Here is a 26,274-nt window from a genome sequence, read left to right on the forward strand (position 1 = left end):
GCAAGGGGAGATCGATCGGGCGGCGCCGGAGCGGCAGAGGACCCGATGGCATGATACCGGCCATGAATCGCCGGCAACTCTGGAGGGATCTTTCGCACTTTCCCTGGGGCAATACCGCCGCGGTGCTGGGCGAACGTTTTCGCGAGGACCGGCTGGGCCTCACGGCCAGCAGCCTGACCTTCACCACCACCATCGCGATGGTGCCTTTCTTCACCGTCGCGCTGGCGCTGTTCACGGTGTTCCCGATGTTCTCGGCCATGCAGGGCCGGGTGCAGCGCTGGCTGATCGAGAGCCTGATCCCGGACAACATCGCACGCCAGGTGCTGGGCTACCTCAACCAGTTCGCGAGCAAGGCCAGCGGCCTCGGCGTCGCCGGCCTGGTGCTGCTGCTGGTGACCGCCATCGCGCTGATCCTGACGATGGACAAGACGCTCAACAACATCTGGCGCGTGCGCACGCCTCGGCCCTTCGCGCAGCGGGTGCTGATCTACTGGGCCGCGATCACGCTCGGGCCGCTGGTGCTGGCCCTGAGCCTGAGCACCACGGCCTATGTCTTCTCGGTCTCGCGCGATGTGGTGGGCCGCGGCATGCTCAAGCTGGTGTTCGACACCTTCGAATTCGTGCTGCTGGCCGGCGGCATGGCCTCGCTCTATCACTACGTGCCCAACACCCACGTGAAATGGGTGCACGCCTGGGCCGGCGGCATCTTCGTGGCTGCCGCGATCGAGATCGCCAAGCGCGTCCTGGGCTACTACCTGAGCCTGGTGCCGACCTACTCGGTGCTCTACGGCGCCTTCGCCACCGTGCCGATCCTGTTGGTGTGGATCTATGTGGCCTGGGTCATCGTGCTGCTGGGCGCGGTGATCGCGGCCTACTTGCCCAGCTTGCTGACCGGCGTCGCGCGACGCGGCGGCACGGCCGGCTGGCCGCTGCAGCTTGCGGTGGAAACGCTGCAGCAGCTGGCGCGCGCGCAGACGTCGCCGGCCAAGGGGCTGGGCGCGGCCGAGCTGGTGGCGCGCATGAAGGTCGACGCCCTGCAGCTCGCGCCGGTGCTGGAAACGCTGGTCGCGCTCGACTGGATCGGGCCGCTGGCCGAGGAGCCGGCCAACGAGGATCCGCGCTACGTGCTGCTGGCCGACCCCCGCAGTACGCGGCTCGAACCCTTGCTCAAGGAATTGCTGATGCCGCAGGCGCCGGCCCTCGATAACCTGTGGCAGAAAGGTCCCTTGCGGACGTTGCTGCTGCAGGATGTGCTTCCGTATCGATAATGGCATCGCTTTCCGTTCCACCCTCATTCATTCGACCTTGAACGATTCCACAGTTCCCGCGAGGCTGGCTCTGGCCGACGATGCCCTGTGGGTGGTCTGCCTGTGCGCCGAATGGTGCGGCGCCTGCCGCGAGTACCGGCCGCTGTTCGAGCAGGTGGCGCGCGCGCATCCGCAGTTCCGCTTTGCCTGGGTCGACATCGAGGATCACGCCGACCTGGCCGACGATTTCGACGTCGAGACCTTCCCGACCATCCTGGTGGCGGGCGAGTCCGGCACCCGCTTCCTCGGCCCGCTGCTGCCGCATGCCGAAACGCTGGCGCGCATGCTCGGCGCGTTGCAGCCGGGGCAGGCGTCGGCCGCCGAGGTTTCAACCCTGCTCCGCGCACTGGCGCGCGAGCCCGATACCTTCTGCGTCGGCTAGCGCCATGAACGTCCTGCTCTTCGGCGCGACCGGCATGGTGGGCCAGGGCGTGTTGCGCGAATGCCTGCTCGACGCCGGCGTGTCGCGGGTGCTGAGCGTCGGGCGCAGCACGACCGGGCAGACCCATCCGAAGCTGCGAGAACTGATCGTGGCGGACCTCTTCGACTTGAGCGCCGTCCGGGAACAGCTCGCGGGCTTCGATGCCTGTTTCTTCTGCCTCGGCGTCTCGTCGGCGGGCATGAGCGAAGAGGCCTATCGGCACGTCACCTACGAGCTCACGCTGGCCGCCGCCAAGGTGCTGGTGCGGCTCAATCCGCAGATGACCTTTGTCTATGTGTCCGGCGCCGGCACCGACAGCAGCGAGCGCGGCTCCAGCATGTGGGCGCGCGTCAAGGGCGCGACCGAGAACGCGCTGATGCGCCTGCCTTTCAAGGCCGCCTACATGTTCCGCCCCGGCTTCATCCAGCCCTTGCACGGCGTGCGTTCCAAGGTGGCGCTCTACCGCTGGATCTACGTGCTGGCCCGCCCGATCTTCGGCCTGATCAAGCGTCTGGCGCCGCGCCACGTGACCACCAGCGAACAGGTGGGCCGCGCGATGCTGGTCGTCGCCCGGCGCGGCGCGCCCACGCCGCTGGTCGAAACCGCGGACATCAACGCGCTGCGCTGAGAAAGTCCCGCAGCGCGAACAGCACCTCGTCCGGCGCTTCCGACATCAGCTGGTGGCCGGCCCTGACGGTGAGCACCTGGGCCCGGGGCGCTTTCGCGCTCAGCGCACGGGTCGCGCGCGCCGGCGTCATCTGGTCCGCGTCGCCGAGCAGGAACAGGATCGGGCACTGCACGGCCGCGATCGCCGCTTCGCCGTTCGCATAATCGTTGCAGGCCTTGAAGCCGATGTGGAACACGTTGGCGTCGCGGTTGCTGGCCAGCACCCGCCGCATCAGCGCGCGCGAACCGCCGTAGAGCCAGGTGCCCGGGCCCAGCGAGGACGGTGGCGGCGCCAGCAGCGAATGCGAAAAGGTGTTGACCATGTCGATCGCGCGCTGCGGATCGTTCAGTGCGCCGTCGAGCAGCGCGGGTGACACGGTCATCGGGTAGGCCGTGCCGACCAGCGCCAGGTGCGTGACCCGCTCCGGCGCGCGCGCAGCCGCTTCGAGCGCGATCAGCGAACCGAAGCTGTGGCCGACCAGAGCTGCCTTGCCGATGCCGGCCGCATCGAGCAGCGCGACGACGAATTGCGCCGCCTCCTCGACGCTCGCGGGCGGCGGGCCCTCGCTCCTGCAATGCCCGGGCAAGTCGATCGCCAGCACGTTCCAGCCGTGGTTGGCGAACCAGCGGCTTTGCAGGATCCACACGCTGTGGTCGTTGAGCACGCCATGGATGAACACCACGCTGGGCTTCGCGGCATCGAAAGTCTTGCCGCCGGTGTAGCAGTAGCTGCGGTGACCGTTGACGAGCAGATCCATCACGCGCCTGCCTTTTCTGCGGCCTTCAAGGCACGCTTGAGATCGTCGATCAGGTCGGCCGGGTCCTCGAGCCCGATCGACAGACGGATCGTGCCCTGCGAAATGCCTGCGCCGGCCAGCGCCTCGTCGGTCATGCGGAAATGCGTGGTACTCGCCGGATGGATCACCAGGCTGCGGCAGTCGCCCACGTTCGCGAGATGGCTGAAGAGCTTCAGCGCCTCGATGAACTTCTTGCCCTGCTCGCGGTTGCCCTTGAGGTCGAAGCTGAAGACCGCGCCGGCGCCCTTGGCGCCGTGGCGCAGCAGCTTGGCCGCCAGCGCATGGCTCGGATGCGTTTCGAGCAGCGGATGTCCCACGTGCGCCACGAAGGGATGCGCCGCCAGGAACTCGACCACCTTCTGCGTGTTGTCGATGTGGCGTTCCATGCGCAGCGGCAGGGTCTCGATGCCCTGCAGGATCAGCCAGGCCGTGTGCGGGCTCATCGAGGCGCCGAAGTCGCGCAGCCCCTCGCGCCGAGCGCGCAAGAGGAAGGCGCCGACCGTGCTTTCCTCGCTGAAGACCATGTTGTGGAAGCCGTCGTAGGCCTGCGTCAGCTCGGCGAACTTGCCCGAGCGCTCCCAGTCGAAACTGCCGCCGTCGACCACCACGCCGCCGATCACGGTGCCGTGGCCCGAGAGGAACTTGGTGGCCGAGTGGTAGATCAGGTCGGCGCCCCAGTCGAAGGGCTTGATCAGGTAGGGCGAGGTCAGCGTGGAATCGACCAGCAGCGGCACGCCGGCCGCGTGCGCGATCTCGCTCACCGCCGGGATGTCGAGCACGTCGAGGCCCGGGTTGCCCACGGTCTCGCCGAACAGCAGCTTGGTCTCCGGCCGGATCGCGGCGCGCCAGCCGTCGAGGTCGCCCGGCTTCACGAAGGTGGTCTGGATGCCGAAGCGCCGCAGCGTGTAGTGCAAAAGGTTTTGCGAGCCGCCGTAGAGCGCGGTGCTCGCCACGATGTGCGAGCCTGCGCCCATCAGCGTCGCGATCGAGAGGTGCAGCGCGGCCTGGCCGCTGGCGGTCGCGATCGCACCGATGCCGCCTTCGAGCGCGGCCACGCGCTGTTCGAGCACCGCGTTGGTCGGGTTGCTGATGCGCGAGTAGACATGGCCCGCGCGTTCGAGGTTGAAGAGCGCGGCCGCATGGTCGCTCGACTCGAAGACGAAGGAGGTGGTGAGGTGGATCGGCACCGCGCGTGCGCCGGTGGCGGGGTCGGGTGCGGCGCCGGCGTGCAGTGCCAGCGTATCGAAGCCGGGGTCGGAATAGCCGGGCATGGGAGCCTTTCGATGGTCGTTTCTGCAATGCCCCGTGGCGCGCGCAATGCCTGCGACGCCGACATGGGCCTGTGGACGGGCGGCCATTGTGGGCTATATTCAAATCGGCACGCCGCCGAGCAAGTGAGGAGCACCACGATGAAAGTCAGCGACATCCTGCGCGTGAAGGGCAACACGCTCTACACCGTCACGCCCGACGAACCCCTGTCCGATGCGGTCAACACCATGGCCGACAAGGACATCGGCTCGCTGGTGGTCATGGAGCATGGCGACCTGGTGGGCATGCTCACCTTCCGCGAAGTCATCGTCGCCATCGTCGGCAACGGCGGCCAGGTCGGCGGCACGCTGGTGCGCAAGGCGATGGACGACCATCCCGTCACCTGCACGGCCGAAACCGACCTCGACGAAATCCGCCGCATCATGCTCGAGCGCCATGCGCGCTATATGCCGGTGATGGACAAGCGCATGCTGATGGGCGTGATCAGCTTCTACGACGTCGCCAAGGCCGTGGTCGACAGCCAGAACTTCGAGAACAAGATGCTGAAAGCCTATATCCGCGACTGGCCGGCGGAAGACGAGTCCTCGTAGCTCTTCACTCCTTGATGTTCGCCGCCTGCACGATCTTCTGGTTGCGTGCGTACTCGGCGTGTACGAACTTGCCGAGTTCTTCAGCCGAACCGCTGCCCGGTAGCGCGCCTTGCTCCGTCAGCTTGGTGCGCACCTCGGGGTCCTTCAACACCGCATTGAGCTCTTGGTTGAGGCGGGTGACGATCGCCGGCGGCGTGTTGGCCGGCGCGAAGATGCCGGTCCAGCTCAGCATCGAATAGCCCTTGAGGCCCGGCATCTCGTCGAAGGCCGGCACGTTGGGCAGCGCGTCGAGACGCTTGCTGCCGGTCACGCCCAGCGCCTTCAGGCGGCCGCCGTTCACATGCGGGATCGCGCTGGTGCTGACCAGCATGGCCAGGTCGATCTGGTTGCCGATCACATCGGTGGCGATCTGCGCGCCGCCGCGATAGGGCACATGGGTCACGTAGATGCCGCTTCTTTCCTTGAGCAGCTCCATCGCGAGCTGCAGCACCGTGCCTACGCCCGAGGTCGCGTAGTTGTACTTGCCCGGCGCGGCCTTGGCGAGCTTGACGAAGTCGGCGTAGCTCTGCGCCGGCAGGCCCGGCCGCGCGACCAGCACCATCGGCGCGGTGTTGAGCATGCCGACCGGCGCCAGGTCCTTCAGCGGGTCGAACTTGAAGGCGGCGGGGTTGATGAGCTTGCCGATCGCGATCGCGCTGTCCGGCCCCGCCACCAGCGTGTAGCCGTCGGGCGCCGCGTTGGCGGCCTTGGCCACGCCGATGGCGCCGCCGGCGCCGGTTACGTTCTCGATCACGACCGACTGCTTGAGCCGTTCGCCTAGCTTGGTGGCGACCAGGCGCGCATTGAAGTCCACGCTGCCGCCGGCAGAGTAGGGAACGATCAGCGTGATCGGCTTGGCGGCGGGCCATGCGGGCGCTTGGGCGAATGCCGCGCCGGGCAGCGCGGCCAGGAGCATCGAGGCGAGGAGCAGGGGCTTGGGTCTAGGCATGGTCAGTCTTCGGAAGTGATCTGGTCTTGCGGCAGCTGTGCGCGCAGCGCATCGAATTCGGCGCTCCATTGCACGCGCCATTCGCGGCGCGTCGTGTCGTCGATCCACGCGCCGTCGAGCCCGTTGTGCATGAAGCCGCGCAGATCGTCGAGGCCGAAGCCGAAGTCGCGCACCATCATTCCCCAGGCTTGCGTGGGCGTGACCTTGTGCAGCGTGGGGTCGTCGGTGTTGGGATGGATGCGCAGGCCCAGGCCGGGCATGCGGCGGATCGGATGGTCCAGCGCCCAGCGCTCGGGCGGCAGCGTGCGCAGGTAGTAGGAGTTGGTCGGCACCACGGTGAAGAGCACGCCGCGCTCGGCGCACTCGCGTGCGAACTCGGGCTGGTCGACCACCGTGTAGCCGTGGTCGATGCGGTCGACCTGCAACACGTCGAGCGCGGTGCGCACGTTGGTCCACGGCATGCCGAACTCGCCCGCGTGCGCGGTCGTCTTGAGGCCGGCGCGCCGCGCGTCGCGGTACGCCTCCTGGAAGAGCTCGGGTGGCCGGTCGACCTCGCGGTAGTCGATGCCGATACCGATCACCTCCTCGCAGAGGTTGGCCGTGACCCAGCCGACCATCTCGACAGCAGCCTCGGGGCTGGCCTCGCGGTCGATGGCCGCGATCAGCCGGCCGGTGATGCCGAACTCGTCTTTTGCGTCATGGATGGCGCGCACGATGGCCTCTTGCGCGCTGCGGTAGGCGATGCCGGAGTCGCGCACAGTGCCGGTCGGGTTCCAGAAGAACTCGGCGTAGCGCACGTTGTGGGCCGCCGCGTCCTCGAGGTATTCGAAGGTGAGCCGGTGCAGGTCGTCGGGCACGCGCACCAGCCACGCATCGAGCGCGCGCAGCACGCGAAGCACGCCGACCGGCTTCTCGCCGCGCGTGTAGAAGCCTTCGATCTCTTCATCGGCCAGCGGCCGCCCGGCGCGGCGATTGAGCGCCGCGAAGCTGTCGTGCCGCACTGTGCCGAACAGGTGGCAATGCAGCTCGAGCTTCGGGATCGCATGCAGGAAGGCATCGAGCGGGGAGGCGGGCGCGGGCGTCATCCGGGCCAGTCTAGACCAGCGCCAGCCAGTGGAGTCAGTGCACCTCGGCAGCCGTGTGGATCGCCTCGCGCACCCGCGGATAGATCTGCGCATTCCACTTGCTGCCGCTGAAGACGCCGTAGTGCCCCACGCCCGCCTGCAGGTGGTGGGTCTTGAGGTAGGGGCGCACGCCGGTGCAGAGGTCTTGCGCTGCCACCGTCTGGCCGACCGCGCAGATGTCGTCGCGCTCGCCTTCGACGGTCAGCAGTGCGGTGCGGCGGATGGCAGCGGGGTTGACCTTGCGCTCGCCCACGGTGAGCGCGCCGCGCGGCAGGTCGTAGGTCTGGAACACGCGCTCCACCGTCTCCAGGTAGAACTCGGCCGGCAGGTCGTTCACCGCCAGGTACTCGTCGTAGAAATCGCGGATGGTGGCGGCCTTCTCGATTTCTCCTTCGACCAGGTACTCGAAAAGCTTCTGGAACTGCTGCTTGTGGCGCTCCGGGTTCATGCTCATGAAGGCGGTGAGCTGCAGGAAGCCGGGGTAGACGCGCCGCATCATGCCTGCATGCGGCCAGGGCACGCGGCTGATCAGGTTGCGTTCGAACCAGCCGATCGGGCGCTCGTTCGCAAGCTTGTTGACGGCCGTCGGGTTGATGCGGCAATCGACCGGCCCGGCCATCAAGGTGAGGCTGCGCGGCGTGGACGGGTTGTCGTCCTCGGCCATCAGCGCGGTGGCCGCCAGCGCCGCCACGCAGGGCTGGCAGACCGCAACCATGTGCACGCCGGGTCCGACGGCCTCGAGAAACTTGATGAGCTGCAGCGTGTAGTCGTCCAGGCCGAAGCCGCCATGCCAGAGCGGCACGTCGCGGGCGTTGTGCCAATCGGTCAAATAGACGTCGTGGTCCCGCAGCAAGGTGCGCACGGTTTCGCGCAGCAGGGTCGCGAAATGGCCCGAAAGTGGTGCGGCCAGCAGCACCGGCGGATGCACCGCGCTGGTGTTCTTGCGGAAGTGAAGCAAGGTGCCGAAGGGCGCGACCAGCGCAACCTCTTCATGCACGGCCACTTCTTCGCCGTCGACCGTCACGCTCTGGATGCCATAGGCCGGCCGCGTGTGGGTGAGCCGCATGCGCGAGTAGACCTCCATGGCGGCGGCGATGCGCCGCGCCGCGCTGCGCTGCGAATTCTGCTGCCACAGGGAACTGCCGAGGTACTGCGCCGCGAGCCGCGATGGCGAAAGCAGGTCGGCGCTGGTTTGGTAGGCCCTGTACAACATATATACCTCTCGCAGGCAATTTGCGGGCCAAGGCGCGCGCCGGGGTGGGTGCGGCATGCACTGTTCTGGCACAGGCCTTGCACACACTGCAGGGCCTATCCCGGCAGCCGAGGAGCGTCCCCATGGCGAGCAGCAAACCCGTTCTCACGATCAGCAGCAAGAACTACGGCGCATGGGCGCTGCGCGGCTGGCTGATGTGCCGGCTGGCGGGGCTGGACTTCGTCGAGAAGGTGATCCCGCCCGACGACCCGGCCATGAAGGCCGAGATGCTGCTGCTGTCGGCCTCGATGCTGGTGCCCTCGCTGCAGCACGGCAGCGTGAAGGTCTGGGACACGCTCGCGATCGGCGAATACCTGAACGAGATCAAGCCCAAGGCCGGGTTGCTGCCGGCCGACATCAAGGCCCGCGCCCACTGCCGCGCGATCTGCGGCGAGATGCATTCGGGCTTCGGCTCGATGCGCGGCGCCTTGCCGATGAACATCAAGGCCAGGTTTCCCAACTTCAAGATCTGGTCGCGCGCGCAGACCGACATCGATCGCATCGCCCTGATCTGGCGCGAGTGCCTCAAGGCCTACGACGGCCCCTTCCTGTTCGGCAAGGAGCCCAGCATGGCGGACGCGATGTACGCACCGGTGGTCACCCGCTTCATGACCTACGACGTCGCACTCGACCGCGCCTGCGCCGCCTACTGCAAGCGGATCGTCGAATTGCCGGCCATGCAGGAGTGGATCGAGGCGGCCAAGCTGGAGCCCGAGGAGATCGACGAGCTCGACGCGGAGTTCTGATCAGGATCACGCGGAAGGCGCTTCGCTGCGCGCCTTGTAGAAGCGCAGGATGTGCTCGGAGAAATCACCCAGCAGGAAGTGCGCGACCCGGTCCGCATACCAGTTGAAGCGCGTGCTGACGCGCCAGGACACGTCGATGCGCAGCTCGGTGCCGCCATCGCGCGGCGAGAGCGTATAGGCCGAATCGCGCAGGTCGAAATAGTGGCCGCCGATCACCACGTGGTCGTCGAGCGCGCCGGCGGGAAAGGAGTCGGGCGCGAAGCGGTAGCGCCACTTCACGCGCCGCGACGGTTCCCATTCGGTGATGAGCTCGTCGAAGTGCACGTCCTTCTGCCAGCGCACTTTGCGTACCCGGCCTTCGGGGCTTTCCTCGGTTCGTCCTTCCATGGGCATCGGCACGCCGATCCGGTAGGCCCAGGCATCGCCGACTTCGTCCGGCCGGATGTCGCGCGCATCGTTGAGCGATTGCCAGACCCGCTCGGCCGGCGCTGCGATGAAGATCGTGCGCGAGGTGCTCGAGAGCTGCTGGGGATCGGGCAGCGAGGGCTCGATCGCGCCGAGCAGCAGTGGCAAGGCCGCGATGCCGTAGAGCGTCGGCCGCGGCCAGTCGGTGACGCGGCAGACCACGCCCATCATCAGGCCGCCCAGGCTGCCCATGAGCGCGAACAGCGGCACGATGACGATGGCGCAGATCAGGCCCTCGATGTAGATCATCAGCGTGCCGCCCACGAACAGCGCCGTGGCGCACCACGGCGCCCAGAGGTAGTACCAGAAGCTGCGCCGGCGGCTGCGCTCGGCGAGATAAACCGTGACCGCGCCGCAGAGCACCGGTGCCAGGTAGATGAAGCTGCCGAGCATGGCCGAGTAGCGTTGGCCCGGCGAGCCGCTGAAGGCCAGGCGCATGACCAGGGCCGCGGCCGCGCCCCCGAACAGCGGCAGGAGCCAATGGAAGGGCAGCTCGACCGCCGGCGGTGCGGCGACGTGGTGAGCGCTTCGCTGGTGCGCCGGATCTGCCTCCTCGCTCATGCGCGGCCCGCCTCGCTCGCGTCGCGCACGGCGGTCACCATGCAGTAGTCGAAGTCGCGCCAGAACAGGCCCAGCGCGAGGGCGCAATAGCTGGCGACGATGTGCTTGCGGCGCCAGGGCGAGAGGCGGCCGCGCGCCTTCCAGAGCTCGGCCAGCGTGAAGCGCGTGGCGAGCACAGGAATGTGCAGCGCGCTCGGTGCCACGCGCCAGCGCAGCGACTTCACTTCGACTTGTGCGAAACCGTGGCTCTGCAGCGTTGCGGCGAAGTCGTCGCGCGTGGCCAGCGTGGGCACGGCCCAGCTGTCGGCCCAGAGCCGGTGCAGCCAGCCGGCGATGCGGCCGGGCTGGCGGCGCAGCAGGAAACCGTCGATCACCACCAGCCGCGCGCCGGGCTTGAGCAGGCGCGCGGCTTCGGCGACGAAGTCGGCCTTGGTGGCGCCGCTCGCATAGCAAGCGCTCTCGACCGCCCAGGCGCCATCGGCCTGCGCGGTGGGCAGCCCGGTGCGCGTGTAGTCGGCCTCGACGTGCGCTACGCGGTCGGCCACGCCGGCGCCGGCATCGAGCCGGGCCGCGATCGTGTTCTGCACCGCCACGTTGGTCACGGTCACCGCGTAGAGCTTGGGGTGCTCCATGGCCAGCGTGCGCGCGGTGGCGCCGGCACCGCAACCGAGGTCGACCACGCAGGCCGGCCGTGCGGCGTCGAGCTGCAGCGCGCGGCCCACGGCACGGTTCATCTCGACCAGCATGCCCTCGCGCCGCAACGGATTCAGGCTTGCGCGCCAGAAGCCGAAGTGCATGTTGTAGCCCGGGCTCCACGCGCGGTAGTCATCGGCGACCTCGGTGAAGTAGTCCTGCGTGTCGCTCGGCGTCACGGGGGCATGCGAGGGCGCGGCAGGTGCCGGCAGCGCGATGCGTTGCGGGAGGGTGTCGCTCATGAAGTGCTTTCCTGAAGTTGATTCACAAGGTGTCGGCGAAATCGCGCAGGTCGCGCGGCTCGGTGCCCAGCCAGCCGCGCAGCGGCGCATTGCTCGCGACGTTGTCGAGCTCGAGCATCACGCGGGTGTCGGTGCACCACGGCACGCCGGGTACGAAGTCGCCGGCGCGCGAACTCAGCACGCCCACCCATGCAGGCAGGCGCAGCACGCGGGCCGGCTTCGGCGCGCCGCCGCGCCGCGCGCTGCGCAAGGTGGCGATCAGCTCGGCCAGCGTCATCGCGCGTGCCCCGCCGAACTCCACCACGCCGCGGGAGGGCGAGGCCGGGTCGGCCAGCACCGCCACGGCACGTGCGAGATCCTCGACATAGACCGGCTGCAACTTGGCAGCAAGCGCGGGGGCGGGCATCGCCAGCACAGGCAGTGCGGCCAGCGTGTGGAACAGCTTGGTCGCATCGCCGCCCTGGCCGAGCACGACCGAGGGCCGCAGCGCGATCCACGACGGGCCGCCGGCGGGCAGGGCTTGCAGTACAGCTTCGGCGGCGCGCTTGGTGCGCGCGTACTGGGTCGGGTTGTCTTTGTCGTTGCGGCCGATGCCCAGCGCCGAGATCTGGACGATGCGGCGCACGCCGGCCTGCGCGCAGGCTTGGAAGAGCGCGGCCGGCGTGTCCGTGTGCACCGCCTGCATCGGCCGGCGCGCGCTGTCGCGCAGCACGCCGACGGCGTTGATCACCGTGTCGAAGCCCGCCAGGCGCGGCAGCCAGGTCGCGGCATCGGTGTCGCGCGAGTAGTCGATCGGCAGGTGGGGCAGGTCGGTGCGCAGGCGCGTTGCGCTGCCGCAGGTCACCTGGTGTCCCGCCTTCTGCACCGCGGCGGCGATGCGGCTGCCGATGAAACCGTTGGCACCGCAGACGAGGATGTTCGATGAAGTGGTCATGGCGCTACTCCGGGTCTGAGTTCTTCTCGATGCTTCAGTCAAAACAGAAATAAACACGCAAAAAAATGTCAGAGCATGGGCAGGCTGGCATGGTGCGCGCCAGGATCGTCCTTGCCGCGGTTCGCATCGCCGCGCACGAACTTCTGCACGCTTGCGCCCAGCGTCAGCACCTTGTCGAGGGTGCCGGGCGACAGCCGCAGCATCTCGTCGGCCCAGGTGCCCAGCTTGGCCATGAGTTCCATGGTGGAGCGGATGCGGTCCTGCGCGTCGGCCGGCTCCTTGCCGAAGTCGGGGCTGGCGATGATCTCGCGCAGCACCCGCACGGTGGGGTCGAACTCGCGCTCCTTGCGCTCGCGCACCACGGTGCGGAACAGCTCCCACACGTCGACGCTGGTCTCGAAGTAGTCGCGCCGGTCGCCCAGTACGTGGGTCACGCGCACCAGGTTCCAGGCCTGCAGTTCCTTCAAGCTGTTGCTCACGTTGGAGCGGGCCACGTTGAGCGTTTCGGAAAGCTCCTCGGCATGCAGCGGCTTGCCATGGGCGAAGAGCAGGGCGTGGATCTGCGAGACGGTGCGATTGACACCCCACAGGGAGCCCATCTCGCCCCAGTGAAGCACGAATTTGCGTTGGATTTCGGTCAGTTGCATGGTGTGGCCTTGCGATCGAGTTTATGGTTTTCGAAATTTCTGTCAATAAAGAAATGAAAGTCTGATGCGGCGCTGGCCAATTGGTGAAATACTGTATGTTCATACAGTTTCCAAGAGGCATTTCACCATGGCCGATGTTTTCATTCCCGTCCATGCCCTCAAGGGCCGAGGCGCGGCCACCCGCCTGCCGCACCGCTTCGAGCGCGACGTGCGCGATGCCTACGACGACGGCTGGGGCACGCTCGAAGAAGGCGCGGCCGAGCCGCTGCCGCCGCTTCAAACAGAGGTGCGTTTCGAAGACGTGAAGTCGGTGTTGTGCGAGAACGATTCGCCAGACATCTACTTCGATCGATCGATCAATCCGTATCGCGGCTGCGAGCACGGCTGCATCTACTGCTTCGCACGGCCCACGCACAGCTACCTGAACCTGTCGCCTGGCCTGGACTTCGAGACCAAGCTGATCGCCAAGCGCAACATCGTCGAGGTGCTGCGCGCCGAGCTCGGCCGCAAGAGCTACCGGCCCAGCCACATCGCGATCGGCACCGCCACCGATTGCTACCAGCCGATCGAGCGCGAGCTGCGGCTCACGCGTTCGGTGATCGAGCTCTTGAAGGAAACGCGCCATCCCTTCGGGCTGGTCACCAAGTCGAGCGCGGTCGAGCGCGACCTCGACTTGATCGCGCCGATGGCGGCCGAGCATCTGGCGGCGGTGTACGTGACCATCACCTCGCTCGACGGCGAACTCGCGCGCAAGCTGGAGCCGCGCGCCGCGGCGCCGCACCGGCGGCTGCGCACCGTGCGCACGCTGGCCGAGGCCGGCGTGCCGGTGGGTGTGAGCGTGGCACCGCAGATTCCCTTCGTCACCGAGGACATGGAGCAGGTGCTCGAAGCCGCGTGGGAGGCCGGTGCGCGCAGCGCCTTCTACACGGTGATCAGGCTGCCCTGGGAGGTGGCGCCGCTGTTCAAGCAGTGGCTGGAGCTGCACTACCCGCAGCGTGCGGGCCGCATCATGGCGCGCATCCACGAGATGCGCGGCGGCAGGGATTACGACGCCGACTTCGCCACACGCATGGTGGGCAGCGGCCTGTGGGCCGACCTGATCCGCCAGCGCTTCGAGAAGGCGACCCGGCGCATCGGCTTCAACCGCGAGCGCATCGCGCTCGATCTCAGCGCGTTTCGGCCGCCCGGCGAAGCGGGACAGGGCAGTCTGTTCTAAAGTCGATGCATGGATCGTTTCTGGATCGTTGTCATGGGGGTCTCGGGCTGCGGCAAGTCGAGCCTGGGTGCGGCGCTGGCCGCCGAGTTCACATTGCCGCTGATCGAGGGCGATGACTTTCATCCGCCGGCCAATGTCGAGAAGATGCGCGCCGGCATTGCGCTCACCGATGCCGACCGCACCGGCTGGCTGGCCACGCTGGGTCGGGAACTCGCCGGCCACCGGCAGGGTGCGGTGCTGACCTGCTCGGCGCTCAAGCGCGACTACCGCGAGCGGCTGCGCGCCGCGGCGCCGGGGCTGCACTTCGTGTTCATGGATCTGTCACGCGAGGAGGCCGAACGCCGTGTCGCGGCGCGCGCGGCGGAGCACATGTTCCCGGCCAGCCTGGTCGCCAATCAGTTCGCGACCCTCGAATCGCCGGTCGGGGAGCCGGGGGTACTGGCCGTCGATGCGTCGGCGCCGATGGACCGGCTCGTGGAGCAGGTCCGGGCCTGGCTGCAGCAGGATCAGCGCGCCGGCGGCGTGAGCCCCAGCGCCTCGTAAACGCGGATCGCCGCGTAGGCATCGTTGGCCGCGTAGCGCAGCTGCGCATCGGTCAGCTGCTTGTGGGCCCAGTTCGAGGTGGTGGCCTTGCGCGACTTCACGAAGCGGCGGTCGAATACCAGCGCCACGGCCGTCTTCACGCCGACCGACTTGCGGTAGCCGCGGCGGCGGAACTCGCTGTCCAGATCGAAGACGGCCTGCGGCTCGATGCCGAAGCGCTGCCGGATCAGGCTCAGGTCGGAAGAGAGGCCGAAGCCGACCTTGGTCAGTTCGGTCGAGGCGAGCAGCCCGGCCAGGACCTCGTGGAACTCGCTGCGGTGCAGCTGGAAGAGCCAGGCCGCATCGCGCGTCGCGAACTGCAGCACGTGCGGGCCGCCCGAGACCTCGAACTTCGCGAAGGTTGGCTTGGATTCGGTATCGAAGCCGACCACGCCGCTGGCTCGCAGCGCCGCCACGGCCTGTTCGGCCTTTTGCGGCGCGTCGACCACGTGGATCTGCTGCAGGCCCAGGCCTTCGAAGACTTCGAGCAGCGCGATCTGCTCGCGTTCGGGCAGCGGGGGCGGCATTCCGGTCATGGTGCTTTCGATCGTTTCTTTGGCGCGGTGCCGGATCGCAAGGCGGCTTCCCAGGCGCGCCGGGCCCACAGCGCGGCCTCGTCGCGGTCGTCGAACACCTCGGCCGGCGCTTCCCGGTAGGACGTCTGCATGGTCTTCCCGTTCCTCGTGTATTCGAAAGCCGGCAATCGCAGCCGGTCGAAATGCGCGACGCTTTGCGGGTCGGCCTTGAGGTAGAGCGTGTCGCGCGCCACCAGCGCGAACATGCGCCCCTCGTGGTAGATGCCGTGGCCGCCGAACATGCGCCTGGCTTCGATGCGGCCGAAGCGCTCGAAGACCTCATGCAGGCTCCGGACGAACTCGCTCAAGTCAATGCCCCGGCATGGTGGCGCAGGTGGTCCGCCATGAAGCTCTGGATGAAGTAGTAGCCATGGTCGTAGCCGGCGTGTCGGCGCAGTTGGAGCGGCTGGCCCGCTGCGCGACAGGCGGCCTCGAACAGGTGCGGATGCAGCTGTTCTGCCAGGAATTTGTCGGCCAGGCCCTGGTCGACCAGGATGCCGGCCGGGTAGGGCGGTGCGGTCTGCGACTGCATCAGCGCGCAGGCATCGTGCGCGAGCCAGGCGCTGCGCTCGGCGCCGAGGTAGCCGCCGAAGGCCTTCTCGCCCCACGGGCACTGCGTCGGCGCGCAGATCGGCGCAAAGGCCGAGAGCGACTTGAAGCGACCCGGATGCCGCAGCGCCAGGGTGAACGCGCCATGGCCGCCCATCGAGTGGCCGAAGAGGCCGATGCGCTGCCCGTCGATCGGCAGGGCTTGCGCGACCAGCGGCAGCAGTTCATGGACCAGGTAGCTTTCCATGCGCCAGTGCTGCGCCCACGGCGCCTCGGTGGCGTCGAGGTAGAAGCCGGCGCCGATGCCGAAGTCCCAGCTCGCACTCGCGCCGGGCAGGCTCTCGACGGCGGCGCCGCGCGGGCTGGTGTCGGGCGCGATCAACGCCAGGCCCAGCTCGGCGGCCATGCGCTGCGCGCCGGCCTTGACCATGAAGGTCTCCTCGTTGCAGGTAAGGCCCGCGAGGTACATCAGGGCCGGCACCGGGCCCTGTTCCGCTTGCGGAGGCAGGAACACCGAGAAGCGCATCGGCAGCCCGATTTCGCGCGAGGCGTGCTCGTGAAAGCTTTGCATGCCGCCGAAGCAGCGGTGTTCGGAGAGGGTCTTCAGGCTGTCGGTCATCGGCCGATGTTGCCATGCACGAGATCGCGCACGGCATCGACGAAGGCCTGCGGTTTTTCCTGCGGCAGGTTGTGGCCGGCGCCCTGCACGACGCGGTGCTCGTGCCGGCCGATGAAATGGTGGCCGTGGTCGGCCGTGCCGCCGACCGGCATCACGCCGTCGTCGGTGCCGTCGAAGGTGATGCTCGGCACGCTGATGTCCGGCTGCTCTGCGAGGCGGGCCTCCAGGGCCGCGTACGCCGGGTCGCCGGCCGCCAGGCCATGGCGGTGGCGGTAGGAGTGGATCACGATGTCGACGAAATCGGGGTTGTCGAAGGCCGCCGCGCTGCGCTCGTAGGTCGCGTCGTCGAACTGCCAGATCGGCGACCACATGCGCCACAGCAGCTTGCACAGCGCGCGCCGGTTCTGCGCCAGGCCGGCGCGGCCGCGCTCGGCGTGGAAGTAATACTGGTACCAGTACCGCGCCTCGTTTTCCGGCGAGATGGGCTGCCGCGCCGCCGCGATGTTCTGGATCTTGTAGCTGTTGACCGAGATCAGGCCCGTGCAGCGCTCGGGCCACAGCGCCGCGGCCACGCAGGCCGCGGTTCCGCCCCAGTCGTAGCCCGCGAGCACCGCGCGCGGGATGGCCAGCGCATCGAGCAGGTCCCGCACGTCGGCGCCGATCGCGGCCTGCTCGCCCGATCGCGGCGTGCCCGCGTCGGCGAACTGGGTCGGGCCGAAGCCGCGCAGGTAGGGCACGACGACGCGGCAGCCCTCGGCCGCGAGCTGCGGCGCCACCTCGACGTAGGACTGCACGTCGTAGGGAAAGCCGTGCAGCAGCAGCACCGGCGGGCCATCGGCCGGGCCGCTTTCGTGGAAGGCGATCTTGAGCACGCCGGCCTGCACGCGGCGCAGGCTGCCCAGAGCGTTTTCATTCATAGAGCACCACTCCCCGGATCGACTCGCCGCGCTTCATCAGGTCGAAGCCCTTGTTGATGTCCTCCAGCGGCATGGTGTGGGTGATCAGGTCGTCGATGTTGATCTTGTTCTCCATGTACCAGTCGACGATCTTCGGCACGTCGGTACGCCCGCGCGCGCCGCCGAAGGCCGAGCCTTCCCACTTGCGGCCGGTGACCAGCTGGAAGGGTCGCGTGCTGATCTCGGCGCCGGCCTCGGCCACGCCGATGATGATGCTGCGGCCCCAGCCCTTGTGCGTGCATTCGAGCGCCTGGCGCATCACCTTCGTGTTGCCGATGCACTCGAAGCTGTAGTCGGCGCCGCCGTCGGTGAGCTGCTGAACAGCATCGACCACGTTCTCGGTGTCCTTGGGGTTGATGAAGTGCGTCATACCGAACTTGCGCGCCATCGCCTCGCGGGCAGGGTTCAGGTCGACGCCGATGATCTTGTCGGCGCCCACCATCTTCGCGCCCTGGATCACGTTGAGCCCGATGCCGCCGAGGCCGAACACCACCACGTTGGCGCCGGCTTCCACCTTGGCGGTGAAGATCACGGCGCCGATGCCGGTGGTGACGCCGCAGCCGATGTAGCAGACCTTGTCGAAGGGCGCATCCTCACGGATCTTGGCCAGCGAGATCTCGGGCGCGACCGTGTAGTTGCTGAAGGTGCTGGTGCCCATGTAGTGGAAGATGGGCTTGCCGTCCAGGCTGAAGCGGCTGGTGGCGTCGGGCATCAGGCCCTTGCCCTGGGTGCCGCGGATCAGCTGGCACAGGTTGGTCTTGCGCGAGAGGCAGAACTTGCACTGGCGGCATTCGGGCGTGTAGAGCGGAATGACGTGATCGCCTTTCTTGAGCGTCGTGACGCCGGGGCCGACGTCGACCACGATGCCCGCGCCTTCGTGGCCGAGGATGGCCGGGAAGATGCCTTCGGGATCGGCGCCCGAGAGCGTGTAGTAGTCGGTGTGGCAGATGCCGGTGGCCTTGATCTCGACCAGCACCTCGCCGAACTTCGGACCTTCGAGGTCGACGGTTTCGATGGACAGAGGAGCGGCGGATTTCCAGGCGACGGCGGCTTTGGTTTTCATGGGGAGAGCAGGAAGTGGAGAGGCGCGGAGGACGGTCCCCGCGCGTCACTTTATGCCATAGAAGCCCGCCGCGTTCGTGCCCCATACCTGCTCTTGTTCGGATGGCGGGAGGGCTTTGAGCAATTCCCTGGACACGGCCTCCCATTGCAGGTAGTCGCCTGCCAGCTCGAGCACGGGCCAGTCGCTTCCCCACATCAGGCGCGAGGGACCGAAGCAGGCCAGCAGGTGATCGACATAGGGACGCAACGCGTCTGCGTCCCAGCCTGGCCCCGCCTCCGTGGCGAGGCCCGAGAGCTTGCAGCACACCTGCGTCTGCTTGCCGAAACGCGCGATCTGCGTGGCCCAGGGCTCGAAGGCCCCACCAGCGATGTCGGGCTTGGCGGCGTGGTCGATGACCATGCGCAAATTCGGGTGCTGCAGCGCGAAAGCCAGTGCGGCGTCGAGCTGCTGCGGCTTGATCAGGAAGTCCAGGCTGAGATCCAGCTCGGTCATGGTCTGGATGGCAGGCTGCAACTGCGCGCCGAGGATCCAGTTCGGATCGGCGATGTCCTGCAGCATGGGTCGCAATCCCTTGAAGAGCGGCTCCTGCGCGAGGCGGCGGATGCGCTGCGGCGCGTCGGCCGCGTCCAGATCGGTCCAGCCGACGACCGCGCGCACCCGGCTGGCGGGTTGTGCGGCCAGAGCCAGCAGCCGCCAAGTTTCTGCCTCGCTCGGCGCGGCCTGGATCAGCACCGTGCCGTCGATGCCCGCGCGGTCCAGGAGCGGTGCGAGGTCTTCGGGCGAGAAGTCGCGATAGAGCACGTGCAGCGCCGGCGTGTCCTGCAGCCAGCCGTAGTCACGATGCGCGAGCGACCAGTAATGCTGGTGGGCGTCGATGCGGATCGCCGCCATGGCTCAGTGTTCCCTGGCCAGCGCGTCCCACAGTGCCGCGGGAATGGGCGCCCGGCTGTGCGCCACGCTCTGCGTGATCTCCGCGGGGCTGCGCGCACCGACCACCACGGCGGCCGCGCAAGGGCAGGCCAGCGCGAACTGCAGCGCCGCGGCCGGCAACGCAACGCCGAAGCCTGCGCAGATGCCGGCGAGGCGCTCGACGTGCTCGCGCACGGCGGGTGGCGCAGGCCGGTAGTCGAAGTGCGCATTGGACGTGCTGCCGCTCGCGAGGATGCCGGAGTTGAAGACGCCGGCCAGGATCAGGCGGACCTTGCGCGCGACGCACAGCGGAACCAATTCGCGCGCGGCCGAAGCATCGAGCAGGGTGTAGCGGCCGGCCAGCATCATGCAATCGAAGTCGCCCGCGGCCAGCGCATCGCGGCACACCTCCCACTCGTTGACGCCGATGCCGATCGCACCGAGCACGCCTTCGGCGCGCAGGCGGTCGAGCGCGCGGTAGGCGCCTGTCATCGCTTCGCGAAAGCGCTCGGGCTGCTGCTCGCCATGGGTGTGGCGGTCGATGTCGTGGATGAAGGCGATGTCGATGCGCGCCAGGCCCAGGCGCTCCAGGCTCTCTTCGATCGATCGCATCGCGCCGTCGAAGCTGTAGTCGAAGTGCGGCACGAACGGGAGGCCTTGCACATAGCCGTCGCGCTCCTCGGGCGCGGCCGGGTCGGGACGCAGCAGGCGGCCGACCTTGGTCGACAGTGCGAAGCTGTCGCGCGGCTGCTTCCCGAGCACGCGGCCCAGGCGCTGTTCGCTGAGGCCGTGGCCGTAGAGCGGGGCGGTGTCGAAGTAGCGCAGGCCCTGTCGCCAGGCTTCCTCGATGGTGCGCTCGGCGCTTTCGTCGTCGAGCGGCGCAAAGAGATTGCCCAGCGGCGCGCCGCCCAGACCCAGGCGCAGTGGGCCGGCGAGTCGTTCGAAAAGGGTGTCGTTCACGCCTGCATTCTCGGCGGTAGCTGCCCTGGCGAACACCTGCTACAAACGGGCCATGAAAAAGATCCTCGTCCTCAACGGTCCCAATCTCAACCTGCTCGGAACGCGCGAGCCCGCGCAGTACGGCCACGAAACCCTGGCCGACGTCGAGCGCATGTGCCAGGAGGCGGGCGCGAAGCTCGGCGTCGAGATCGAGTGCCGCCAATCGAACCACGAAGGCCAGCTGATCGACTGGATCCACGAGGCCGGTCGAGAGGTTGCCGCCGGCCGCATGTTCGGCGTGGTGATGAATCCCGGCGCCTACACCCACACCTCGATCGCGCTGCACGATGCGATCAAGGGCGCGAGCGTGCCGCTGGTCGAGCTGCACATCTCGAACGTGCATGCGCGCGAGGAATTTCGCCACCATTCCTACATCTCACCGGCGGCGCGCGGCATCATCGTCGGCTTCGGCGTCAAGGGCTATCCGCTCGCGATCGAAGCGCTGGTGCGCGTGAGCGAAGCGGCGTAGTCGCCGATGTCAGTGTCTCCGGGGCTTTTCGCCGGCGCCGACGGCACGCTGCGCTGCCGCTGGTGCGAATCCACGCCGGCCTACCAGCACTACCACGACAAGGAATGGGGCTTCCCGGTCACGGACGACCGGCGGTTGTTCGAGAAGCTGTGCCTCGAGGGTTTCCAGGCCGGGCTGAGTTGGCTCACCATCCTCAACAAGCGCGAAGCCTTCCGGCGCGGCTTCGCCGAGTTCGATGCCGAGCGCGTCGCGCGCTTCGGCCCCAAGGATGTGGAACGGCTGCTCGGCGATGCAGGCATTGTGCGGCACCGCGGCAAGATCGAGTCGGCCATCAACAACGCGCAACGCGTGCTGGAGCTGCGCGAGGAATTCGGTTCGCTGGCGGCCTACGCATGGGGCTTCGAGCCCGACCCGGCATCGCGGCCGCGCCGCATCACGCAGAAAGCCTTGCAGGCCATGAGCACGTCGCCCGAATCGGTGGCGATGTCGAAGGACCTGAAGAAGAGGGGCTGGAGCTTCGTCGGCCCGACGACGGTCTACGCCTTCATGCAGGCCATGGGGCTGGTCAACGACCACGTCGAGGATTGCCACGCGCGCGAACTGGCGCTGGCGGCGCGCGCGAAGCTTCGGATGCCGCGCCCTAGGTAGCTTGCGGGCCGGCCACTTTCCGGTGGTTCACCCGGCCCTGGCTGTCGACGCTCTCGAGATGCACGTCGAAGCCCCAGAGGCGGGCGACATGCTTGAGCACCTCCTGCGCATCGTCGTGCAGCGGGCGGTCGTTGTGCTGCGTGTGGCGCAGCGTGAGCGCGCGGTCGCCGCGCAGGTTGACGCTCCAGACCTGGATGTTGGGCTCGCGGTGGTTGAGGTCGTACTGGCGCGACAGCGATTCGCGCAGCAGGCGGTAGCCGCTGTCGTCGTGGATGGCCGACACCTCGAGCTCGGGCTCGCCCTCCTTGTCGCGGATCGCGAAAAAGCGGAAGTCGCGCATCAATTTGGGCGAAAGGAATTGGCCGACGAAGCTCTCGTCCTTGAAATTGCGCATGGCGTAATCCAGCGATGTCAGCCACGGCGAGCCGGCTATGTCGGGGAACCAGCGCTTGTCTTCCTCGGTCGGGTTTTCGCAAATGCGCCGCAGGTCGGTGTACATCGCAAAACCCAGCGCATAGGGATTGATGCCGCTGTAGGCGCGGTGGCCGACCGGCGGCTGGAACACCACATTGGTGTGCGACTGCAGCCACTCCATCATGAAACCGTCGGCCAAAAGGCCTTCGTCGTACAGCGTATTGAGCAGGGTGTAGTGCCAGAAGGTGGCCCAGCCCTCGTTCATGACCTGCGTCTGGCGCTGCGGATAGAAGTACTGCCCGATTTTGCGCACGATACGCACCACTTCGCGTTGCCAGGGGTCCAACAATGGTGCATTTTTCTCGATGAAATAGAGCAGGTTCTCCTGTGGCTCGGACGGAAAGCGCTTGGCGGCCTCTTCGTCCTCGGCGCTGCGCCCGCTTTTCCGGGGCAGGGTGCGCCAGAGGTCGTTGACCTGCTGCTGGAGATGGTGCTCGCGTTCCTCGCGGCGCACCTGTTCCTGGTTCAGCGACAGTTTCTGCGGGCGGCGATAGCGGTCCACGCCATGGTTCATCAGCGCGTGGCAGGAGTCGAGCAGGTCTTCGACGGCCGCCACGCCATGGCGCTCCTCGCATTCGCTGATGTAGTTCCTGGCGTAGACCAGGTAGTCGATGATGGACGAGGCGTCCGTCCACATCTTGAAGAGGTAGTTGCCCTTGAAGAAGCTGTTGTGGCCGTAGGCGGCATGGGCGATCACCAGGGCCTGCATCGCCATGGTGTTCTCTTCCATCAGGTAGGCGATGCAGGGGTCGGAGTTGATGACGATTTCATAGGCCAGGCCCATGTGGCCGCGACGGTAGTTCTTTTCGGTCGAGATGAACTGCTTGCCGTAGGACCAGTGGCGGTAGATGACCGGCATGCCCACCGAGGCGTAGGCGTCCATCATCTGCTCGGCCGTGATGATCTCGAGCTGGTTGGCGTAGGTGTCGAGCTTGTAACCGCGCGCCACGCGGGCGATCTCGCCGTGGTAGCGCTCGATCAGTTCGAAGGTCCAGTCCGAGGGGCTGGGCAGGGGCTCTCGTTTCTTTGCGTTCACGCCGGCACCCCCTCTTTCTTGAACAGGTCGCGGAACACCGGGTAGATGTCCTGCGCATCGGCCACCTTGCGCATCGCGAAGTTCTTGTGGGTTTCAACCAGCTGGCTGTATTCCTCCCACATGTTCTGCTCGGCGTCGGCGACCTGCACGTAGGCGTAGTAGCGCACCAGCGGCAGCAGATGATCGGTCAGCAGCTCGCGGCAGCGGCCGCTGTCCTGGTGCCAGTTGTCGCCGTCGCTGGCCTGGGCGCCGTAGATGTTCCATTCGTTGCTCGGGAACCGCGCGCGGACGATCTCGTGCATCAGCGTCAGCGCGCTGGAAACCACGGTGCCGCCGGTTTCGGTGGCATGGAAGAACTCCTCTTCGCTCACCTCGCTGGCCTGGGTGTGGTGGCGGATGAACACCAGTTCGATCTTCTCGTAGTGCCGGGTCAGGAACAGGTACAGCAGCATGAAGAAGCGCTTCGACATGTCCTTGCGCGCTTCGTCCATCGAGCCCGACACGTCCATCAGGCAGAACATCACCGCCTTGGCCGAGGGCACCGGCACCCTGACGCGGTTGCGGTAGCGCAGGTCGATCGGGTCCAGGTAGGGCACGTGCTTGGCCTTGGCGCGAAGCTCCTCGAGCAGGGCTTCGGTTTCGCGGATCTCGCGCTGCACCAGCGCATCCGCCGCGCGCGGGCTGCGCTTGAGGTGCAGCAGGTGCGCCTCGAGTTCGCGGATCTCGCGCCGCGGGGCGCCGCCGAGCGCGATGCGCCGCGCCAGCGCGCCGCGCATGGAGCGCACGACGTGCAGGTTGGTGGGCATGCCGTCGCTGGTGAAGCCGGCGCGGTGGGTCTTCCATTCCGGCACCTCGGCCAGCTGGGTGCGGATCAGGTGGGGCAGGGCGAGGTCCTCGAAGAAGACCCGCATGAACTCTTCCTTGGTGAGGCGGAAGACGAAGTCGTCTTCGCCGCCTTCGCCATCGCCGGCCTGCGAGCCGCTGCCCGCGCCGCCGCCGCCCTGCTGCGGCCGCTCGATGCGGTCGCCCTTGACGTACTCGCGATTGCCGGGATGCACGTACTCGCGGTCGCCGCCCTGGCCATGGCCGAACACTGGCTCGGAGACATCGCGCTTGGGCAAGGTGATGTCCTCGCCCTGCTCGAGATCGCGAATGCTGCGGCCGCTGACGGCGCGCCGCACGGCTTCGCCGATCTGCTCGCGATAACGCCGCAGGAAACGCTCGCGGTTGCCGATGGACTTGTTCTTTCCCGACAGACGGCGGTCGATGATCTGCTGCAGCATGGCCACGGCAGGAACTCCTTTCAGCTCATCATGAGCTCTTGCGAACGCGCAGATACCACTCGCACAACAGGCGGACCTGCTTGGCGGTGTAACCCTTCTGCACCATGCGGTTGACGAAATCCTCGTGCTTCTTCAGCTCGTCGGCACTGCTCTTGGCATTGAAGCTGATGACCGGGAGGAGCTCTTCGGTGTTGGAGAACATCTTCTTCTCGATCACCGTGCGCAGCTTCTCGTAGCTGGTCCATAGCGGGTTTTTGCCCGCGTTGCCGGCGCGCGCGCGCAGCACGAAGTTGACGATCTCGTTGCGGAAGTCCTTGGGATTGCTGATGCCCGCGGGCTTTTCGATCTTCTCGAGCTCGGCGTTGAGCGAGCCGCGGTCGAAGACTTCGCCGGTGTCCTGGTCGCGGTACTCCTGGTCCTGGATCCAGTAGTCGGCGTAGGTCACGTAGCGATCGAAGATGTTCTGGCCGTACTCGGAGTAGCTTTCCAGGTAGGCGGTCTGGATCTCCTTGCCGATGAACTCCGCATAGCGCGGCGCCATCAGCTCCTTGATGTAGGAGAGGTACTTCTGCTCGGTCTCGGGCGCGAACTGCTCGCGCTCGATCTGCTGTTCGAGCACATACATGAGGTGCACCGGATTGGCGGCAACCTCGCTGCTGTCGAAGTTGAAGACCTTGGAGATGATCTTGAACGCGAAGCGGGTCGATACGCCGCTCATGCCCTCGTCGACGCCGGCGTAGTCGCGGTACTCCTGGATCGACTTGGCCTTGGGATCGGTGTCCTTGAGGTTGTCGCCGTCGTAGACCTGCATCTTGCTGAAGATGCTGGAGTTCTCCGGCTCCTTGAGCCGCGTCAACACCGAGAACTGGGCCATCATGCGCATCGTTCCGGGCGCACAGGGCGCCAGCGAGAGCGAGGAGTTGCGCACCAGCTTCTCGTAGATCTTGATCTCTTCGGAGACGCGCAGGCAGTACGGCACCTTGACGATGTAGATTCGGTCGAGGAAAGCCTCGTTGTTCTTGTTGTTGCGGAAGGCCTTCCATTCGCTTTCGTTGCTGTGGGCCAGCACGATGCCGTCGAAGGGAATGGCGCCGAAGCCTTCGGTGCCCTTGAAGTTTCCTTCCTGCGTGGCGGTCAGGAGCGGATGCAGCACCTTGATGGGCGCCTTGAACATCTCGACGAATTCCAGCAGGCCCTGGTTGGCCAGGCACAGGCCGCCGGAGTAGGCGTAGGCGTCGGGGTCGTCCTGCGCGAAGGTCTCGAGCTTGCGGATGTCGATCTTGCCGACCAGCGAGGAGATGTCCTGGTTGTTCTCGTCGCCCGGCTCGGTCTTGGCCACGGCGATCTGCCGCAGCACCGAGGGATAGCGCTTGACGATCTGGAACTGCCGGATGTCGCCGCCGTACTCCTCGAGCCGCTTCACGGCCCAGGGCGACAGGATGCGCTGCAGGTAGCGGCGCGGGATGCCGTATTCCTTCTCGAGGATCTCCCCGTCTTCCGCGGCGTCGAAGAGACCGAGCGGCGACTCGTTGACCGGCGATCCCTTGATCGAATAGAAGGGCACCTGCTCCATCAGCTGCTTCAAGCGCTCCGCGATCGAGCTCTTGCCCCCGCCGACGGGACCGAGCAGGTAGAGGATCTGTTTCTTCTCTTCCAGGCCCTGTGCGGCGTGCCGGAAGTACGAGACCACCTGCTCGATTGCATCTTCCATGCCATAGAACTCCCTGAACGCAGGGTAGATCTTGATGACCTTGTTGGCGAAGATGCGCGACAGGCGCGGGTCGTTGCGCGTGTCGACCAACTCGGGTTCCCCGATCGCCTGGAGCATGCGCTCGGCGGCCGTCGCGTAAGCCCCGGGCTCGCGCTTGCAAATCTCAAGATATTCCTGCAGGGACAGGACCTCTTCGCGGGTCCGCTCGTAGCGGGCGGCGAAGTTACTGACGACATCCATAGACACCTCCATCGAGTCAGCGGGGCGCTGCCCGGAGTTTCCGTGCTGCACACGTTGCATCGTTCGCAGGAATGGTGCCAGGTATGGTGTGCACGCTTCGGATTCACTCCTCAAGCAGGAACTTGGTCAAAGCATAGAACAAAGAGCGCGTCCAGCAAATTGCTTTTCAAATAAGAATTGGCGCGTTGTTTAAAAGTTCCAACGAGAAACCGGAAGCATTAGTCAGATCGACCGAAAAATGTG

Annotated in this window: 28 protein-coding genes; 9 read left to right on the forward strand and 19 right to left on the reverse strand. The window is 67.0% G+C overall.

The genetic code is table 11. The features are described from left to right. Positions 1 to 50: 50 nt before the first annotated feature. Genes BLS74_RS04125 through BLS74_RS04135 form a run of 3 tightly spaced genes read left to right on the forward strand, consistent with a single transcriptional unit; the run spans position 51 to position 2,356 of the window. Positions 51 to 1,268: a YihY family inner membrane protein gene (locus BLS74_RS04125; protein WP_093103151.1), complete on the forward strand. Its 1,218-nt coding sequence runs from the start codon at positions 51 to 53 to the stop codon at positions 1,266 to 1,268. 37 nt (positions 1,269 to 1,305) lie between these two features. Further along, entirely contained in the window at positions 1,306 to 1,689 is a 384-nt protein-coding gene (locus BLS74_RS04130) for a thioredoxin family protein (RefSeq protein WP_244503741.1), read from the forward strand. Between the two features lie 4 nt (positions 1,690 to 1,693). Then, on the forward strand, positions 1,694 to 2,356 hold the full coding sequence (locus BLS74_RS04135; RefSeq protein ID WP_093103155.1) for an NAD(P)H-binding protein: 663 nt from the start codon (positions 1,694 to 1,696) through the stop codon (positions 2,354 to 2,356). On the opposite strand, the gene BLS74_RS04140 is transcribed toward BLS74_RS04135, so the two are convergent. Both BLS74_RS04140 and BLS74_RS04145 read right to left on the reverse strand, forming a co-directional pair. Beyond that, positions 2,340 to 3,152, reverse strand: a complete 813-nt coding sequence (locus tag BLS74_RS04140) for an alpha/beta fold hydrolase (protein WP_093103156.1) — start codon at positions 3,150 to 3,152, stop codon at positions 2,340 to 2,342. The genes BLS74_RS04135 and BLS74_RS04140 overlap by 17 nt on opposite strands. Then, positions 3,152 to 4,462, reverse strand: a complete 1,311-nt coding sequence (locus BLS74_RS04145) for an O-acetylhomoserine aminocarboxypropyltransferase (protein ID WP_093103158.1) — start codon at positions 4,460 to 4,462, stop codon at positions 3,152 to 3,154. The genes BLS74_RS04140 and BLS74_RS04145 overlap by 1 nt, the downstream gene beginning before the upstream one ends. 138 nt (positions 4,463 to 4,600) lie before the next feature. Here BLS74_RS04145 and BLS74_RS04150 point away from each other — a divergent pair, with 138 nt between their 5' ends. Beyond that, positions 4,601 to 5,050 (forward strand): CBS domain-containing protein, encoded by a 450-nt coding sequence (locus BLS74_RS04150; protein WP_093103159.1) that lies wholly within the window; start codon positions 4,601 to 4,603, stop codon positions 5,048 to 5,050. Between the two features lie 4 nt (positions 5,051 to 5,054). Here the strand turns inward: BLS74_RS04150 and BLS74_RS04155 are convergent, their stop codons facing one another. Genes BLS74_RS04155 through phaZ form a run of 3 tightly spaced genes read right to left on the reverse strand, consistent with a single transcriptional unit; the run spans position 5,055 to position 8,375 of the window. Next, complete coding sequence (locus BLS74_RS04155; RefSeq protein WP_093103161.1) at positions 5,055 to 6,038, reverse strand: Bug family tripartite tricarboxylate transporter substrate binding protein; 984 nt, start codon at positions 6,036 to 6,038, stop codon at positions 5,055 to 5,057. Between the two features lie 2 nt (positions 6,039 to 6,040). Next, entirely contained in the window at positions 6,041 to 7,123 is a 1,083-nt protein-coding gene (locus BLS74_RS04160; protein WP_093103162.1) for an adenosine deaminase family protein, read from the reverse strand. A 34-nt stretch (positions 7,124 to 7,157) separates the two neighbouring features. Beyond that, entirely contained in the window at positions 7,158 to 8,375 is a 1,218-nt protein-coding gene (phaZ, locus tag BLS74_RS04165; RefSeq protein WP_093103164.1) for a polyhydroxyalkanoate depolymerase, read from the reverse strand. Between the two features lie 122 nt (positions 8,376 to 8,497). On the opposite strand from phaZ, the gene BLS74_RS04170 reads away from it, so the two are divergent. Then, positions 8,498 to 9,160 carry a glutathione S-transferase gene (locus tag BLS74_RS04170; RefSeq protein WP_093103165.1) on the forward strand — a complete coding sequence of 221 codons (663 nt, stop codon included), beginning with the start codon at positions 8,498 to 8,500 and terminating at the stop codon, positions 9,158 to 9,160. A gap of 6 nt (positions 9,161 to 9,166) precedes the next feature. Here the strand turns inward: BLS74_RS04170 and BLS74_RS04175 are convergent, their stop codons facing one another. The 4 genes from BLS74_RS04175 to BLS74_RS04190 all read right to left on the reverse strand — a co-directional run bounded on the left by BLS74_RS04175 (position 9,167) and on the right by BLS74_RS04190 (position 12,702). After that, entirely contained in the window at positions 9,167 to 10,186 is a 1,020-nt protein-coding gene (locus tag BLS74_RS04175; RefSeq protein ID WP_244503742.1) for an SRPBCC domain-containing protein, read from the reverse strand. Beyond that, positions 10,183 to 11,121, reverse strand: a complete 939-nt coding sequence (locus BLS74_RS04180) for an SAM-dependent methyltransferase (RefSeq protein ID WP_093103167.1) — start codon at positions 11,119 to 11,121, stop codon at positions 10,183 to 10,185. Before BLS74_RS04180 ends, BLS74_RS04175 begins: the two co-directional genes overlap by 4 nt. A gap of 22 nt (positions 11,122 to 11,143) precedes the next feature. After that, complete coding sequence (locus tag BLS74_RS04185) at positions 11,144 to 12,055, reverse strand: NAD-dependent epimerase/dehydratase family protein (RefSeq protein WP_093103168.1); 912 nt, start codon at positions 12,053 to 12,055, stop codon at positions 11,144 to 11,146. 68 nt (positions 12,056 to 12,123) lie between these two features. Continuing rightward, positions 12,124 to 12,702 carry a GbsR/MarR family transcriptional regulator gene (locus BLS74_RS04190; RefSeq protein ID WP_093103170.1) on the reverse strand — a complete coding sequence of 193 codons (579 nt, stop codon included), beginning with the start codon at positions 12,700 to 12,702 and terminating at the stop codon, positions 12,124 to 12,126. A gap of 127 nt (positions 12,703 to 12,829) precedes the next feature. On the opposite strand from BLS74_RS04190, the gene BLS74_RS04195 reads away from it, so the two are divergent. Together BLS74_RS04195 and BLS74_RS04200 are read left to right on the forward strand one after the other, a co-directional pair. After that, positions 12,830 to 13,918 (forward strand): PA0069 family radical SAM protein, encoded by a 1,089-nt coding sequence (locus BLS74_RS04195; protein ID WP_093103171.1) that lies wholly within the window; start codon positions 12,830 to 12,832, stop codon positions 13,916 to 13,918. Between the two features lie 9 nt (positions 13,919 to 13,927). After that, positions 13,928 to 14,461 (forward strand): gluconokinase, encoded by a 534-nt coding sequence (locus BLS74_RS04200; RefSeq protein WP_244503743.1) that lies wholly within the window; start codon positions 13,928 to 13,930, stop codon positions 14,459 to 14,461. On the opposite strand, the gene BLS74_RS04205 is transcribed toward BLS74_RS04200, so the two are convergent. From BLS74_RS04205 to BLS74_RS04235, 7 genes are read right to left on the reverse strand one after another with little or no spacing between them, the layout of a single operon-like run. Further along, positions 14,425 to 15,036 carry a 3'-5' exonuclease gene (locus BLS74_RS04205; protein ID WP_093103174.1) on the reverse strand — a complete coding sequence of 204 codons (612 nt, stop codon included), beginning with the start codon at positions 15,034 to 15,036 and terminating at the stop codon, positions 14,425 to 14,427. The two genes, BLS74_RS04200 and BLS74_RS04205, sit on opposite strands and share 37 nt — an antisense overlap. Beyond that, positions 15,033 to 15,383, reverse strand: a complete 351-nt coding sequence (locus BLS74_RS04210) for a TfoX/Sxy family protein (RefSeq protein ID WP_093103176.1) — start codon at positions 15,381 to 15,383, stop codon at positions 15,033 to 15,035. Before BLS74_RS04210 ends, BLS74_RS04205 begins: the two co-directional genes overlap by 4 nt. Next, the gene (gene fghA / locus BLS74_RS04215) at positions 15,380 to 16,243 is read right to left on the reverse strand and encodes an S-formylglutathione hydrolase (RefSeq protein WP_093103177.1); all 864 of its coding nucleotides are present in this window, start codon (positions 16,241 to 16,243) and stop codon (positions 15,380 to 15,382) included. The genes BLS74_RS04210 and fghA overlap by 4 nt, the downstream gene beginning before the upstream one ends. Then, positions 16,240 to 17,160, reverse strand: a complete 921-nt coding sequence (locus BLS74_RS04220) for an alpha/beta fold hydrolase (protein WP_093103179.1) — start codon at positions 17,158 to 17,160, stop codon at positions 16,240 to 16,242. Before BLS74_RS04220 ends, fghA begins: the two co-directional genes overlap by 4 nt. After that, positions 17,153 to 18,262: an S-(hydroxymethyl)glutathione dehydrogenase/class III alcohol dehydrogenase gene (locus tag BLS74_RS04225; protein WP_093103180.1), complete on the reverse strand. Its 1,110-nt coding sequence runs from the start codon at positions 18,260 to 18,262 to the stop codon at positions 17,153 to 17,155. Before BLS74_RS04225 ends, BLS74_RS04220 begins: the two co-directional genes overlap by 8 nt. A gap of 45 nt (positions 18,263 to 18,307) precedes the next feature. After that, a complete protein-coding gene (locus BLS74_RS04230) occupies positions 18,308 to 19,144 on the reverse strand; it encodes an amidohydrolase family protein (protein ID WP_093103281.1) in 837 nt (278 codons plus the stop codon). Positions 19,145 to 19,156: 12 nt separating this feature from the next. Then, entirely contained in the window at positions 19,157 to 20,131 is a 975-nt protein-coding gene (locus BLS74_RS04235; protein WP_093103182.1) for an aldo/keto reductase, read from the reverse strand. 52 nt (positions 20,132 to 20,183) lie between these two features. Between BLS74_RS04235 and aroQ the strand changes: the two genes are divergently transcribed. After that, positions 20,184 to 20,639, forward strand: coding sequence for a type II 3-dehydroquinate dehydratase (aroQ, locus tag BLS74_RS04240; RefSeq protein ID WP_093103183.1), 456 nt, complete (start codon positions 20,184 to 20,186; stop codon positions 20,637 to 20,639). Between the two features lie 6 nt (positions 20,640 to 20,645). Further along, positions 20,646 to 21,287, forward strand: a complete 642-nt coding sequence (locus tag BLS74_RS04245; protein WP_093103185.1) for a DNA-3-methyladenine glycosylase I — start codon at positions 20,646 to 20,648, stop codon at positions 21,285 to 21,287. Here the strand turns inward: BLS74_RS04245 and BLS74_RS04250 are convergent. The 3 genes from BLS74_RS04250 to BLS74_RS04260 are packed head-to-tail and all read right to left on the reverse strand — an operon-like array spanning position 21,280 to position 26,031. Beyond that, a complete protein-coding gene (locus BLS74_RS04250; protein WP_093103186.1) occupies positions 21,280 to 22,797 on the reverse strand; it encodes a SpoVR family protein in 1,518 nt (505 codons plus the stop codon). The two genes, BLS74_RS04245 and BLS74_RS04250, sit on opposite strands and share 8 nt — an antisense overlap. Next, on the reverse strand, positions 22,794 to 24,086 hold the full coding sequence (locus BLS74_RS04255; RefSeq protein ID WP_093103188.1) for a YeaH/YhbH family protein: 1,293 nt from the start codon (positions 24,084 to 24,086) through the stop codon (positions 22,794 to 22,796). The genes BLS74_RS04250 and BLS74_RS04255 overlap by 4 nt, the downstream gene beginning before the upstream one ends. Positions 24,087 to 24,108: 22 nt before the next feature. After that, positions 24,109 to 26,031 (reverse strand): PrkA family serine protein kinase, encoded by a 1,923-nt coding sequence (locus BLS74_RS04260; RefSeq protein WP_093103189.1) that lies wholly within the window; start codon positions 26,029 to 26,031, stop codon positions 24,109 to 24,111. Positions 26,032 to 26,274: the final 243 nt, after the last annotated feature.

Source organism: Variovorax sp. CF079, assembly GCF_900101545.1.
In the GTDB taxonomy this organism is placed as follows: domain Bacteria; phylum Pseudomonadota; class Gammaproteobacteria; order Burkholderiales; family Burkholderiaceae_C; genus Variovorax.

What these genes read in the sequence shown, in the direction of transcription:
- BLS74_RS04125 (WP_093103151.1), top strand. Translation starts at nt 51, where the DNA reads ATGATACCGGCCATGAATCGCCGGCAACTCTGGAGGGATCTTTCGCAC.
- BLS74_RS04135 (WP_093103155.1), top strand. Translation starts at nt 1,694, where the DNA reads ATGAACGTCCTGCTCTTCGGCGCGACCGGCATGGTGGGCCAGGGCGTG.
- BLS74_RS04140 (WP_093103156.1), bottom strand. Translation starts at nt 3,152, where the DNA reads ATGGATCTGCTCGTCAACGGTCACCGCAGCTACTGCTACACCGGCGGC.
- BLS74_RS04145 (WP_093103158.1), bottom strand. Translation starts at nt 4,462, where the DNA reads ATGCCCGGCTATTCCGACCCCGGCTTCGATACGCTGGCACTGCACGCC.
- BLS74_RS04150 (WP_093103159.1), top strand. Translation starts at nt 4,601, where the DNA reads ATGAAAGTCAGCGACATCCTGCGCGTGAAGGGCAACACGCTCTACACC.
- BLS74_RS04155 (WP_093103161.1), bottom strand. Translation starts at nt 6,038, where the DNA reads ATGCCTAGACCCAAGCCCCTGCTCCTCGCCTCGATGCTCCTGGCCGCG.
- BLS74_RS04160 (WP_093103162.1), bottom strand. Translation starts at nt 7,123, where the DNA reads ATGACGCCCGCGCCCGCCTCCCCGCTCGATGCCTTCCTGCATGCGATC.
- phaZ (WP_093103164.1), bottom strand. Translation starts at nt 8,375, where the DNA reads ATGTTGTACAGGGCCTACCAAACCAGCGCCGACCTGCTTTCGCCATCG.
- BLS74_RS04170 (WP_093103165.1), top strand. Translation starts at nt 8,498, where the DNA reads ATGGCGAGCAGCAAACCCGTTCTCACGATCAGCAGCAAGAACTACGGC.
- BLS74_RS04175 (WP_244503742.1), bottom strand. Translation starts at nt 10,186, where the DNA reads ATGAGCGAGGAGGCAGATCCGGCGCACCAGCGAAGCGCTCACCACGTC.
- BLS74_RS04180 (WP_093103167.1), bottom strand. Translation starts at nt 11,121, where the DNA reads ATGAGCGACACCCTCCCGCAACGCATCGCGCTGCCGGCACCTGCCGCG.
- BLS74_RS04185 (WP_093103168.1), bottom strand. Translation starts at nt 12,055, where the DNA reads ATGACCACTTCATCGAACATCCTCGTCTGCGGTGCCAACGGTTTCATC.
- BLS74_RS04190 (WP_093103170.1), bottom strand. Translation starts at nt 12,702, where the DNA reads ATGCAACTGACCGAAATCCAACGCAAATTCGTGCTTCACTGGGGCGAG.
- BLS74_RS04195 (WP_093103171.1), top strand. Translation starts at nt 12,830, where the DNA reads ATGGCCGATGTTTTCATTCCCGTCCATGCCCTCAAGGGCCGAGGCGCG.
- BLS74_RS04200 (WP_244503743.1), top strand. Translation starts at nt 13,928, where the DNA reads ATGGATCGTTTCTGGATCGTTGTCATGGGGGTCTCGGGCTGCGGCAAG.
- BLS74_RS04205 (WP_093103174.1), bottom strand. Translation starts at nt 15,036, where the DNA reads ATGACCGGAATGCCGCCCCCGCTGCCCGAACGCGAGCAGATCGCGCTG.
- fghA (WP_093103177.1), bottom strand. Translation starts at nt 16,243, where the DNA reads ATGACCGACAGCCTGAAGACCCTCTCCGAACACCGCTGCTTCGGCGGC.
- BLS74_RS04220 (WP_093103179.1), bottom strand. Translation starts at nt 17,160, where the DNA reads ATGAATGAAAACGCTCTGGGCAGCCTGCGCCGCGTGCAGGCCGGCGTG.
- BLS74_RS04225 (WP_093103180.1), bottom strand. Translation starts at nt 18,262, where the DNA reads ATGAAAACCAAAGCCGCCGTCGCCTGGAAATCCGCCGCTCCTCTGTCC.
- aroQ (WP_093103183.1), top strand. Translation starts at nt 20,184, where the DNA reads ATGAAAAAGATCCTCGTCCTCAACGGTCCCAATCTCAACCTGCTCGGA.
- BLS74_RS04245 (WP_093103185.1), top strand. Translation starts at nt 20,646, where the DNA reads ATGTCAGTGTCTCCGGGGCTTTTCGCCGGCGCCGACGGCACGCTGCGC.
- BLS74_RS04260 (WP_093103189.1), bottom strand. Translation starts at nt 26,031, where the DNA reads ATGGATGTCGTCAGTAACTTCGCCGCCCGCTACGAGCGGACCCGCGAA.